The following is a 12,054-nucleotide window of genomic DNA, read 5'->3' as shown; positions in this document are numbered from 1 at the left end:
GTGGGGTTACCTGGATCCTGGCCGGAGGAAGGGGGTGGCGCAGTGTTCCTCGGTACGTACGAGCCGAAACTCGATGAGAAGGGGCGCGTCATTCTTCCGGCGAAGTTCCGGGAGGAGTTGTCGAACGGGCTCGTGCTCACGCGCGGGCAGGAGCGCTGCATCTACGTGTTCAGCGCTCGCGAGTTCGAGAACATGAGCGACAAGATCCGCCAAGCCCCCGTGACGAGCAAGCAGGCACGCGACTACATGCGCGTCTTCCTCTCGGGAGCCTCCGCGGAGACCCCCGACAAGCAGAACCGGGTCACCATCCCTGCCAACCTCCGCGGCTACGCGGGGCTCGACCGCGACCTCACGGTCATCGGCGCCGGCAGCAGGGTGGAGATCTGGGACCAGGCGGCGTGGCAGAGCTACCTCGCCGAGCAGGAGGCGGCCTTCGCGGAGACGGCGGAGGAGGTGATCCCCGGACTCTTCTGAATCCCCGGGTCCCGACTCCCAGCCGGCCGGCCCTGGTGCACTTCCCCGCATCAGGACGAACGGATGGGGATCAGGGCCCGAGGCCCGGAAGCAGAGGCGGAATCATGGACATCGAACGCATCCACACCCCGGTCATGCTCGAGCGCACGCTCGAGCTGCTGGCCCCGGCCCTCGAGGGCGACGGGGCGGTCATGGTCGACGCGACGCTCGGCATGGGCGGGCACACCGCGGCATTCCTCGAGCGGTTCCCGAACCTCACCGTCATCGGGCTCGATCGCGACACCGACGCCCTCGGCATCGCGCGCGAACGGCTCGCGAAGTACGGCGACCGCGCGCGCTTCGTGCACACGGTCTACGACGGCATCGCCCGGGCCGTGCGGTCGGAGGGCTTCAGCGAGGTGCAGGGCGTGCTGTTCGACCTCGGTGTCTCGTCGCTGCAGCTCGACCGGGCCGAGCGCGGCTTCGCCTACGCGAAGGACGCCCCGCTCGACATGCGCATGGACTCGACGAAGGGCCGCACCGCGGCCGACGTGATCGCCGAGTCGAGCGAGGACGAACTGCGCCGCATCTTCCTCGACTACGGCGAGGAGAAGCTCGCAGCCCGATACGCACGGGCGATCGTGCGTGCGCGCGCCGAGGCGCCGATCACGAGGTCGGCCGAACTGGTCGCCGTGCTGCAGGATGCGACGCCCATGGCCGTGCAACGGCAGGGGCACCCGGCAAAGCGGGTGTTCCAGGCGCTTCGCATCGAGGTGAACGAAGAGCTCTCGGTGCTCGAGCGCGCGATGCCCGCCGCCCTCGACTCGATCGCGGTCGGCGGCCGCATCGTAGTGCTGGCCTACCAGTCGCTCGAAGACCGCATCGTCAAGCGCGTGCTGCAGGCCGTATCGAGCTCGACCGCACCCGCCGGGCTGCCGATGGAGCTCCCCGAGCACCGCCCGCAGTTCAAGCTCCTCGTCCGAGGGGCAGAACTCGCGTCCGAGTCCGAGCAGGCGGAGAACCCGCGTGCCAAGCCGGTGCGACTCCGCGCCGCAGAACGAGTGAGGAGGCCGTCATGAGTGCTCTGCCGGCCCGTCCACTGACCATCGGCCAGACGGCCGCAGCCCCCGAGCGCGCACCCGAGCGTGGGCGCTGGCTCCGGCCGGTGCCCGATCCGGGGCGACGTGCGAAGCCCACGCTCGTCTACGCGATCATCGCGATCGCCGGCGTCGCGGCGATCGTCGTGGCGCAGTTGCTGCTCTCGATCGCGATCACCCAAGGGGCGTACGACATCGACCACGCCCAGATGCAGCAGACGAAGCTCGACCGGCAGGAGCAGCAACTGCGCGAGGACCTCGACCGAGTGCAGTCGCCGCAGTACCTCGCCGCGAACGCCGAGGCGCTCGGCATGGTGCCGAACGCGAATCCCGTGTTCCTGCGCCTCTCCGACGGCAAGCTGAGCGGCGACCCGGTGCCGGCCGGCACCGGCGCCGCGGCATCCGCCCCGCTCGTGCCGAATGCGCTGATCGACGGCGTGCCGCTCGTCACCGAGGAGCCGGCGGGGGAGACTCCGAAGCAGGAGGTGAAGCCGGCCGACCGGGCCGAGCACACCGGAGCGGGAGGCGCCGCGGCGGTCGAGAAGCCGGTCGAGCCATCCGTGACCGACGGACTCCCGACCCCGGCCACGCACTGACCGCGAACCGTCAGACCGAACACCAGAAGGGCCGAGGAACCACCGGATGAAGCGAACGAGCCGGCACTCGATGCGGAGGATCATCGTCTCCGCGGTACTGCTGGTCGTGCTGGTGGGCGTCTTCGTCGTGAAGCTCGTCGACATCCAGGTGGTGCGGGCCTCGGCGCTCAACGCCGAGGCGCAGGACGCCCGTTCGACGCCGGTCAAGGTGTGGGGCGCCCGCGGCGACATCGTCGACGCCAACGGCACGGTGCTCGCCGACAGCGTCATGCGCTACGACATCGTGGTCTCGCCGAAGCAGGCGAAGCTCGCGGTCGCCGAGCGCAAGGCCGCGAAGTCGGGGAGCCCGCAGGCGGACGTCGAGCTCACGACCGAGGAGCTCGTCGCCGGCCTCACACCGGCGGCGACGGAGCTCGCCCCGATCATCGGCCTCACGCCCGACCAGGTGATCGGCGTGATCACCTCGAAGCTCGCCGAGAACCCCGACTCCGACTTCGCCTACGTCGCCAAGCAGGTCGACATCGAGGCCTACGACGCGGTCAAGGCACTCGAGATCGCGTGGGTGTATCCGAAGGAGCATCCGAGTCGCACCTACCCGAACGGTGCGGTCGCCGGCAATCTGCTCGGCTTCGTGCAGGCCGACGACGGCGCCCCGCTCGCTGGGCTCGAGCTCGCCCAGGACCAGTGCCTCGCGGGCACCGACGGCGAGCTGAGCTACCTGCACAGCGCGTCCGACTGGGTGCCCATCCCCGGCACCGAGATCGTGCACAAGCAGGCGCACGACGGCGGCACGCTGAAGCTCACGATCGACGCCGACCTGCAGTACTTCGTGCAGCGGGTCGCCGAGGAGCAGCGACGTGCGACTGGCGCCAAATGGGCGACTGTCACGGTGATGGAGGCGAAGACCGGGCGACTCATCGCCGTCGCCGACGTGCCGACGGTCGACCCGAACGACCCGGGTGCGACCGACGCCGACGACCGCGGGTCGCGCACGTTCACCGCCCCGTTCGAACCGGGATCGACGTTCAAGGCGATCACGGCGGCGTCGGTGCTCGACGCCGGCAAGGCCACGCCGCTCGACCAGATCATCGCGCCCTACCGGTACGAACCCCCGAACGGCGCCGACATCAACGACAGCGCGTACCACGACGACGAGCGGCTCACGCTTACGGGCGTGCTCATCGAGTCGTCGAACACGGGCATGTCGAAATTCGGCGAGCGGCTGACCGATCGGCAGCGCTACGAGGACATGCAGAAGTTCCACTTCGGCGAGCCCACCGAGGTCGGCTTCCCCGAGGAGGCGCCCGGCGACCTGCACGGCGACCCCGATGAGTGGGACAACCAGACGAAGTACACGACGATGTTCGGTCAGGGTATGACGACGACGGCCGTGCAGATCGCGAGCGCCTACCAGACCATCGCCAACGGGGGCGTACGCATGCCGGTCTCGCTCGTCGAGAGCTGCACGACCCCCGACGGCAAGTCCACGGCGAAGCCCGCCGAGGGCGAGCGTGTGATCTCCGAGAAGGCGGCCGACGAGACCTCGCAGATGCTCGAACGGGTCTACGCCGAAGGCTGGCTCGCCGACACGTGGAACATCCCCGGCTACCGCGTCGCTGCGAAGACCGGAACGGCCCAGGTGGCAGATGGCAACGGCGGCTACCTGCACGGCTACCTGGTCTCGGTTTCGGGGTTCGCGCCGGCGGACGATCCCGAGTACGTGGTTTCGGTCAGCATCATGGATCCCGTTAAGATGAATTCGTCCGCCGCATCCGCGCCCGTCTTCCAGAAGGTGATGAGCCAGGTGCTGAAGAAGTATCGGACCGTTCCATCCGGCGCTCCGGCGCCCGATCTGCCAGCCACCTGGTGAGAAAGTTGGGTTCGTGACCGGATCGCCTCCAACGGCCCTCCGGCCGCAGCACCCGAGCCCTCGATCGCTCCGCGGCCTCGCCGAGGAGTTCGGGTTCGACGTGCGCGGCGAGCTCGGCGACCTCGAGGTCACGGGCGTCGGCCTCGCCTCGGGCGCCGTGCGTGCCGGCGACCTCTACGTCGGCGTGCCCGGGCGCAACGCGCACGGCGCGCAGTTCGCCGTCGCCGCGCGCGAAGCAGGCGCGGTCGCCGTGCTCACCGACGAAGCGGGCGCCTCGCTCGCGGGCCAGGCCGGGCTCCCCGTGCTCGTGACGCCCGACGCGCGTGCCGCGCTCGGCGCCGTCGCGGCCTGGATCCACCGCACCGACGAGAACCCCGCCTTGACGTTCGCCGTCACCGGCACCAACGGCAAGACGAGCGTCGTCTACCTGCTCTACGGCATCTTGCGCCAGCTGGGCGTCGTCGCGGGGCTCACCTCGACGGCCGAACGCCGCATCGGCGACGAGGCGGTCACGAGCTCGCTCACGACGCCGGAGGCGAGCGAACTGCACGCCCTGCTCGCCCGCATGCGGGAGGTCGACGTGCGCGCCGTCGCGATCGAGGTCTCCGCCCAGGCGCTCAGCCGCCATCGGGTGGACGGCCTCGTGTTCGACGTCGCCGGGTTCACCAACCTCAGCCACGACCACCTCGACGACTACACCGACCTCGACGAGTACTTCGAGGCGAAGCGAGAGCTCTTCCAACCCGAACGCGCCAAGCGCGGCGTCGTCACGGTCGACTCCGACTGGGGCGACCGGCTCGTCGCGGAGTCGCGCATCCCGGTCACGACCCTCACCACGAGCGCCGACCGCGCCGCCGACTGGCGGGTCACCGTGCTCGACGAGCAGGCCGCGTACACGGTCTTCGCGCTCGAGGCGCCCGACGGCCGACGCATCGAGACCCGCGTGCCGCTGCTCGGCTGGTACATGGCGGCGAATGCGGCGCTCGCGATCGTCATGCTCACCGAGGCCGGCTACGACCTCGATCGCATCGCCGCGGTGCTCGAGCGCGACGGCGGCATCGACGCCTACATCCCGGGCCGCGCCGAGCGCATCTCGGGCGACCGCGGACCGGTCGTCTACATCGACTACGGCCACAGCCCCGACGCCTTCCTGCAGACCTTGGGCGCGATCCGGCGCGTCACGCCCGGCCGCGTCATCATGCTGTTCGGTGCCGACGGCGACCGCGACACGACGAAGCGCGCCGAGATGGGTGCCATCGCCGCGCGCGGCTCGGACATCGTCGTGATCACCGACTTCCACCCGCGCAGCGAAGACCCGGCGGCGATCCGCGCCGCGCTCATCGCCGGCGCACGGGCGGCCGTCCCCGATCGCGAGATCCACGAGATCGCCGATCCGCGCGCCGCGTTCCGCGCCGCGCTCGCGCTCGCCCAGGAGGGCGACGCCATCCTCTACGCCGGACCCGGACACGAGGACTACCACGAGGTGAAAGGCGTGAAGATCCCCTACTCAGCACGCGAGGATTCCACGCAGGCGCTCCGCGACGCGGGGTGGCTGTCATGATCGCCCTGACCCTCGCCGAGGTCGCCTCGGCCGCCGGCGGCAAGCTGCGCACCGAGGGCACCGACGCGAACGCCGAGACGGTCGTCTCGGGTGCGGTCACGACCGACTCGCGCGAGATCGGCCCCGGCGACGTCTTCGTCGCCAAGCGCGGTGAGTTCGACGACGGCCATCGCTTCGCACCGGCTGCCGTCGAGCAGGGCGCGGCCCTGCTCATCGTCGAGCACTCGCTCGACCTCGCCGTGCCGCAGATCGTCGTCGACGACTCGGTCGAGGCGCTCGGCGCCCTCGCGACCGAGGTGGTGCGCCGCGTCCGCGATCTCGGGCGGCTCCGCATCGTCGGCGTGACCGGTTCGAACGGCAAGACCACGACGAAGAACCTGCTGCGCGCGGTGCTCGAGCGCGTCGGTCCGACGGTCGCCGCGCGCGCCTCGTACAACAACGAGGTCGGCGCCCCAGTCACGATGCTCGAACTGACCGACCAGACCGAGTTCCTGGTCGCGGAGATGGGCGCGTCCGGCGTGGGGGAGATCGCTCGTCTCGTCAAGATGGCGCGCCCCGACGTCGGCATCGTGCTGAAGGTCGGCCTCGCCCACGCCGGCGAGTTCGGGGGCATCGAGCAGACCGTGCGCGCGAAGTCGGAGATGGTCACCGACCTCCTCGGCACCGACGTCGCCGTGCTCAACGCCGACGACCCGCGCGTCGTTCCGATGGCCGGGCTCACCGCGGCGCGCGTCGTCTGGTTCGGCCTCGGCGACGACGCCGACGTCCGTGCGACCGACCTGCACGTGCACGCCCGCGGCACCGACTTCACGGTCACCGTACCCGGCGGCGAATCCGCCCGCGTGCACTTCGGCGTGCTCGGCGAGCACCACGTCATGAACGCCCTCGCCGCCGTCGCGGCATCCCTGCAGCTCGGGGTCGGCCTCGCCGACATCGTGACGGCCCTCGAGAGCGTGACCCTCGCCGAGCGCTGGCGCATGCAGCTCATGGGCGGACGCGACGACGTCACGGTCATCAACGACGCCTACAACGCGAGCCCCGACTCGATGGCCGCTGCACTCAAGACCCTCGCCCAGGTGAAGGCGCCCGGCACCCGCACGATCGCGGTGCTCGGCGAGATGAGCGAGCTCGGCGAGTTCTCGGGCGAGGAGCACGACCGCATCGGCCTGCTCGCCGTGCGCCTCGGCATCTCGCAGCTCGTCGTCGTCGGACAGGGCGCCCGCCGCCTGCACATCTCCGCGATCAACGAGGGATCGTGGGACGGCGAGTCGGCGTACGTCGAGACCGCCGACGAGGCCTTCGAGCTCGTCACCGCGAGCGTGCAGCCCGGTGACACGGTATTGGTGAAATCGTCGAACTCGGCGGGTCTCCGCCTGCTCGGCGACCGACTGGGAGAATGGTTCGCGTGAGCGCAAGGCAGCATGACGGCGATGTCGGGCAGATGAACTGCCGGACGGGAGCGCAGTCCGCATGAGAGCCCTCCTGACCGCCGGGGCGCTCTCGCTCGCGTTCACCCTCTTCCTGACGCCGCTGTTCATCCGGCTGTTCGTCCGGCTCGGCTGGGGCCAGTTCATCCGCGACGACGGCCCGCAGAGCCACCACGTGAAGCGCGGCACGCCCACCATGGGCGGCATCATCTTCATCCTGGGCACGCTCTTCGGCTACTTCACGGCGACGTTCGTGCAGGGCGAGGGCGCGACGACCTCCGGTCTGCTCGTGCTGCTCATGATGGTCGGGCTCGGCATCGTCGGCTTCGTCGACGACTTCCTGAAGACGCGCAAGAAGCAGTCCCTCGGCCTCGGTGGCTGGGCGAAGGTCGCCGGCCAGATGATCGTCGCCGTCGTGTTCGCCCTGCTCGCGCTGCAGTTCCCCAACCAGCAGGGCGTGACCCCGGCGTCGACGAACATCTCGTTCATCCGCGACCTGCCGCTCGACTTCATGGTGTTCGGCACGATCGCGGGCATCGGGCTCTACGTCATCTGGATCTGCCTGCTCTCGGCTGCGGCCTCGAACGGCGTCAACGTGACGGACGGTCTCGACGGTCTCGCGGGCGGTGCGTCGATCCTCGCGATCGGGTCGTTCGTCGTCATCGGGTTCTGGCAGTTCAACCAGTCGTGCGCGAACCCGACCATCAACCCGCCCGACATGTACCGCTGCTACGAGGTTCGCGACCCGCTCGACCTCGCGATCGTGGCCACGGCCATCGTCGGCGGTCTCATCGGGTTCCTCTGGTGGAACACGAACCCGGCGAAGATCTACATGGGCGACACGGGCTCGCTCGCGCTCGGCGGTGCGCTCGCGGCGCTCGCGATCCTCAGCCGCACCGAACTCCTCCTCCTGCTCATCGGCGGACTGTTCGTCATCGAGGCGGGCTCGGTCATCCTGCAGCGGGCCTACTTCAAGGTCACGCACGGCAAGCGCATCTTCCTCATGAGTCCGATCCACCACCACTTCGAGCTCAAGGGCTGGGCCGAGGTCACGATCGTGGTGCGCTTCTGGATCATCGGGGGCTGCTCGTCGCCGCCGGCGTCGGCGCCTTCTACTTCGAATGGCTGCAGAGCTGATGGCGGATGCCGCCGGCACGGCCGCAGAGCGCCTCGATTCGCTGACGAGCTGGAACGCCGACTGGCGCGGCCTCAGGGTCGCGGTGCTCGGCGTCGGCGTGACCGGGTTCGCCGTCGCCGACACCCTCACCGAGCTCGGTGCGGAGGTGCTCGTGCTCGCGCCGACCGTCGACGACGACCGCGCCCGCATCCTCGACGTCATCGGGGCTCGACTCGTTCGGCATCCGCTCGACGCCGTGCCCGAGGAGCTCACGGCGTTCGCACCCGAGGTCGTCGTCACCTCGCCGGGATTCCACCCCGATCACCCGGTGCTCGAGTGGGCCGGACGCGAGGACGTCGCGATCTGGGGCGACATCGAACTCGCCTGGCGCGTGCGCGACAAGGTGAACGCGGCCGAGTGGATCCTCGTCACGGGGACGAACGGCAAGACCACGACCGTGCAGATGGCGGCGACGTTCCTCGCCGCGAACGGTCTGCGCGCCGCACCGTGCGGCAACATCGGCGTACCCGTGCTCGACGCGGTGCGCGACCCGGGCGGGTTCGACGTGCTCGTCGTCGAGCTGTCGAGCTACCAGCTGCACACGCTCCCGACGACCGGGCCCGGGGCGGTGCACCCCTGGGCGAGCGTCGTGCTCAACCTCGCCGACGACCACCTCGACTGGCACGGCTCGTTCGAGGCCTACGGTGCGGCCAAGGCCAAGGTCTACGAGAACACCAAGGTCGCCTGCGTCTACAACCGTGCCGACGAGGCCACCCGCCGCATGGTCGAAGACGCGGAGGTCGAGGAGGGTGCGCGAGCCATCGGCTTCGGTCTCGACGTGCCGGGCCCCAGCGACTTCGGCGTGGTCGACGGCATCCTCTGCGATCGCGCGTTCCTCGACGACCGCCGCACGGCGGCACTCGAGATCACGACGCTCGCGGAGCTCGAGCCTCGGGGACTCGCAGCACCCCACGTCGTGGCGAACATCCTCGCCGCCTCGGCGCTCGCGCGGTCGTTCGGCGTACCCGTGGGCGTCATCCACGACGCGCTCGGCGAGTTCCGGCTCGACGCCCACCGCATCGAGACCGTCGCGGTCGCCGGCGGCATCCGCTGGATCGACGACTCGAAGGCGACCAACCCGCACGCGGCCGAGGCCTCATTGCGGGCCTTCGGACGGGTCGTGTGGATCGTCGGCGGCCTCCTCAAGGGCGTGGATGCGGACTCGCTCGTCGCGGCGCACGTCGGCCGGCTCCGGGCCGCGATCGTGATCGGCCGCGACCGGCTCGCGCTCGTCGAGGCGTTCCGGCGACACGCCCCCGAACTCCCGCTCTTCGAGGTCGTGGCCGACGACACTGAACAGGTGATGCCCGACGCGGTCGCGCTGGCTGCGACGGTCGCCGAGGACGGCGACACCGTGCTGCTCGCCCCGGCGGCGGCGTCGATGGACCAGTTCGCCGACTACGGCGATCGCGGCCGGCGGTTCCACGAAGCGGTCAGAGCGATGCTGGGAGGTGAGGCGGATGGCGACTCCGCCCCGCTCGAACCGCCCGCCGAAGCCTGAGGCCGGCGAGCAGGGCATCTCGGCGGCGCGGATCCGACTCGGACGCGTGTTCCGCGCCGAGTCCGCCGACTACTTCCTGCTGCTCGGCACGACGCTCTTCCTCGTCGTGCTCGGGCTCGTCATGGTGCTCTCGTCGTCGCTCGTCGAGTCGCTCATCGAGGACGGCGGCCTCGTCGACCAGGCCGTTCGCCAGGGCGTGTTCGCGATCATCGGCATCCCGGCGATGCTCATCGCGAGCCGCCTGCCCGAGCGCTTCTGGATGCGCATCGCGTGGCCGCTGCTCATCGTCACCTGCATCCCGCAGATCCTCGTCGTCGCGACCCCGATGGGCATCGAGATCGGCGGCAACACGAACTGGCTCGCGATCGGCCCCGTGCAGTTCCAGCCGTCCGAGTTCATCAAGGTCGCCCTCGTGATCTGGCTCGGGCTCATGGTCACCAAGAAGCAGGACAAGCTCGACGACTTCACGCACGGCATCCTGCCGATCCTGCTCGTCGGCGGGGGAGCGATCGGCCTCGTGCTCCTCGGCGGCGACCTCGGCACCGTCATGATCATGGGCGCCATGCTGCTCGGCGCGCTCTTCCTCATCGGGGTGAAGCTGCGGCTCCTGCTGCCGCCGGTCATCATCGCGGCGGTCGGCTTCGTGATCGTCGCCTTCTCGAGCGAGAACCGGATGCGGCGGATCACCTCGTTCCTCGATGCGAACTGCGCCGCCGGCGGCACCGGCGACGCCGTCAACGACTGCTGGCAGATCCAGCACGGCACGTTCGCACTCGCGAACGGCGGCATCTTCGGCATCGGGCTCGGCAACTCGGTCGCGAAGTGGTCGTGGCTGCCGGCGGCCGACAACGACTTCATCTTCGCGATCATCGGCGAAGAGCTCGGGCTCATCGGGGCGATCGTCGTGATCGGGTTGTTCGTGCTGCTCGCGATCGCATTCGCCCGGGTGCTCCGCGGAGCGCAGACTCCGTTCGGCCGCGCGGCGACGGCGGCCGTGCTCGTGTGGGTGATCGGGCAGGCCTGTGTCAATATCGGTGTCGTGCTCGGAGTCTTCCCCGTCCTCGGCGTCCCGCTGCCGCTCGTCTCGGCCGGCGGCACCGCCCTGCTCACCACCCTCGTCGCGATCGGCGTCGTGCTGTCCGTCGCGCGCACGCCCGAGGCATCCGCCCGTCTGGCCGCGCGTTCGGCCGCGCGCAAGGCCCGAGCCGCCGAGCGGGCTGCGCGATGACCGTCTACCTGCTCGCCGGCGGCGGAACGGCCGGCCACGTGAACCCCCTGCTCGCGGTCGCCGACCGCCTGCGCGATCGCGATCCCGATGCCGAGGTGCTCGTGCTCGGCACCGCCGAAGGCCTCGAGGCGAGACTCGTGCCCGCCCGCGGGTACGAACTGCTGACGATCGCGAAGGTGCCGTTCCCACGACGGCCGAATCGCGCCGCGGCCGCGTTCCCGGCGCGGTTCCGGCGATCGATCGCCGACGTCACCGAGATCATCGCCGGCCGCGGCGTCGACGTCGTCGTCGGGTTCGGCGGCTACGTCTCCACTCCGGCCTACGTCGCCGCGCGACGTGCCGGCGTCCCCTTCGTCGTCCACGAGGCCAACGCGAAGCCCGGACTGGCGAACCGTCTCGGCGCCCGTCGTGCACGTGCGGTCGGCGTGGCGTTCGAGGGCACACCGCTTCCCGGTGCCGAGGTCGTCGGCATGCCGCTGCGCCGTGAGATCGAGACGCTCGACCGCGCCGCGCTGCGCCGCGCCGCCGCGGAGTTCTTCGACCTCGACCCCGACCGCCCCGTCCTGCTCGCGACGGGTGGATCACTCGGCGCCCGTCGCATCAACCGCACGATGGTCGACAGCGCAGCCGCGCTCGTCGCGACCGGCTGGCAGGTGCTGCACATCACCGGTGCCAAGTCCGAGGTCGACGACCCCGGCATCGACGGCTACCGCATGGTCGAGTACGCCGACCGCATGGACCTCGCGCTCGCCCTCGCCGACTTCGCCGTCTCGCGTGCGGGCGCGGCGACCGTCTCCGAGCTCGCCGCGCTCGGCATCCCCGCCGTGTACGTGCCGTACCCGGTCGGCAACGGCGAACAGCGGTTCAACGCGGCCGGGGTGGTCGGCGCCGGTGGCGGCATCCTCGTCGAGGACGCCCGGTTCGTGCCCGAGTGGGTCTCGGCCGAGCTCGTGCCCCTGCTCGCCGACCGTGAGCGGGCCGCTTCGATGGCGGCCGCAGCAGCCACCGCCGGCGTGGCCGACGGCAGCGACCGCATGGTCGCCCTCGTCGATCGCGCACTCGGCGGGGGAGCCGCGGACCGCGGCTGACACGCGTAACGTGGAATGCAGCGGATCCACCCCGAACGCGCCGACGGCGCACCGCA

9 protein-coding genes and 1 pseudogene are annotated in these 12,054 nt (G+C 70.6%); all 10 read left to right on the top strand.

The window, feature by feature from the left end; all coding sequences use genetic code 11:
* The first annotated feature begins 42 nt into the window (after positions 1-42).
* The 10 genes and pseudogenes from mraZ to MUN74_RS00360 all read left to right on the top strand — a co-directional run bounded on the left by mraZ (position 43) and on the right by MUN74_RS00360 (position 11,998).
* Positions 43-474, top strand: a complete 432-nt coding sequence (gene mraZ / locus MUN74_RS00405; protein ID WP_244854360.1) for a division/cell wall cluster transcriptional repressor MraZ — start codon at positions 43-45, stop codon at positions 472-474.
* Positions 475-578: 104 nt separating this feature from the next.
* Positions 579-1,532: a 16S rRNA (cytosine(1402)-N(4))-methyltransferase RsmH gene (rsmH, locus tag MUN74_RS00400; RefSeq protein WP_244854358.1), complete on the top strand. Its 954-nt coding sequence runs from the start codon at positions 579-581 to the stop codon at positions 1,530-1,532.
* Positions 1,529-2,146 carry a cell division protein FtsL gene (gene ftsL, locus MUN74_RS00395; RefSeq protein WP_244854356.1) on the top strand — a complete coding sequence of 206 codons (618 nt, stop codon included), beginning with the start codon at positions 1,529-1,531 and terminating at the stop codon, positions 2,144-2,146. The genes rsmH and ftsL overlap by 4 nt, the downstream gene beginning before the upstream one ends.
* A 46-nt stretch (positions 2,147-2,192) precedes the next feature.
* Positions 2,193-4,016 (top strand): peptidoglycan D,D-transpeptidase FtsI family protein, encoded by a 1,824-nt coding sequence (locus tag MUN74_RS00390; RefSeq protein ID WP_244854354.1) that lies wholly within the window; start codon positions 2,193-2,195, stop codon positions 4,014-4,016.
* 13 nt (positions 4,017-4,029) lie between these two features.
* Positions 4,030-5,577, top strand: coding sequence for a Mur ligase family protein (locus tag MUN74_RS00385; RefSeq protein ID WP_244854352.1), 1,548 nt, complete (start codon positions 4,030-4,032; stop codon positions 5,575-5,577).
* Entirely contained in the window at positions 5,574-6,986 is a 1,413-nt protein-coding gene (locus MUN74_RS00380) for a UDP-N-acetylmuramoyl-tripeptide--D-alanyl-D-alanine ligase (protein WP_244854350.1), read from the top strand. The genes MUN74_RS00385 and MUN74_RS00380 overlap by 4 nt, the downstream gene beginning before the upstream one ends.
* Positions 6,987-7,047: 61 nt before the next feature.
* Positions 7,048-8,141, top strand: a pseudogene (gene mraY, locus MUN74_RS00375) (phospho-N-acetylmuramoyl-pentapeptide-transferase).
* Positions 8,126-9,682, top strand: a complete 1,557-nt coding sequence (gene murD, locus MUN74_RS00370) for a UDP-N-acetylmuramoyl-L-alanine--D-glutamate ligase (protein ID WP_244854349.1) — start codon at positions 8,126-8,128, stop codon at positions 9,680-9,682. Before mraY ends, murD begins: the two are co-directional and overlap by 16 nt.
* A complete protein-coding gene (gene ftsW / locus MUN74_RS00365) occupies positions 9,642-10,910 on the top strand; it encodes a putative lipid II flippase FtsW (protein WP_244854347.1) in 1,269 nt (422 codons plus the stop codon). Before murD ends, ftsW begins: the two co-directional genes overlap by 41 nt.
* Positions 10,907-11,998: a UDP-N-acetylglucosamine--N-acetylmuramyl-(pentapeptide) pyrophosphoryl-undecaprenol N-acetylglucosamine transferase gene (locus MUN74_RS00360; RefSeq protein WP_244854345.1), complete on the top strand. Its 1,092-nt coding sequence runs from the start codon at positions 10,907-10,909 to the stop codon at positions 11,996-11,998. Before ftsW ends, MUN74_RS00360 begins: the two co-directional genes overlap by 4 nt.
* The last annotated feature ends 56 nt before the right edge of the window (positions 11,999-12,054 follow it).

The sequence above is a fragment of the Agromyces sp. H17E-10 genome (assembly GCF_022919715.1).
In the GTDB taxonomy this organism is placed as follows: Bacteria; Actinomycetota; Actinomycetes; order Actinomycetales; family Microbacteriaceae; genus Agromyces.
Note: the sequence above shows the minus strand (reverse complement) of the source record. Positions and strands in the feature narration are given on the sequence as shown.

Coding starts and splice junctions, on each gene's coding strand:
- rsmH (WP_244854358.1), top strand. CDS start 579: ATGGACATCGAACGCATCCACACCCCGGTCATGCTCGAGCGCACGCTC.
- ftsL (WP_244854356.1), top strand. CDS start 1,529: ATGAGTGCTCTGCCGGCCCGTCCACTGACCATCGGCCAGACGGCCGCA.
- MUN74_RS00390 (WP_244854354.1), top strand. CDS start 2,193: ATGAAGCGAACGAGCCGGCACTCGATGCGGAGGATCATCGTCTCCGCG.
- MUN74_RS00380 (WP_244854350.1), top strand. CDS start 5,574: ATGATCGCCCTGACCCTCGCCGAGGTCGCCTCGGCCGCCGGCGGCAAG.
- murD (WP_244854349.1), top strand. CDS start 8,126: ATGGCTGCAGAGCTGATGGCGGATGCCGCCGGCACGGCCGCAGAGCGC.
- ftsW (WP_244854347.1), top strand. CDS start 9,642: ATGGCGACTCCGCCCCGCTCGAACCGCCCGCCGAAGCCTGAGGCCGGC.
- MUN74_RS00360 (WP_244854345.1), top strand. CDS start 10,907: ATGACCGTCTACCTGCTCGCCGGCGGCGGAACGGCCGGCCACGTGAAC.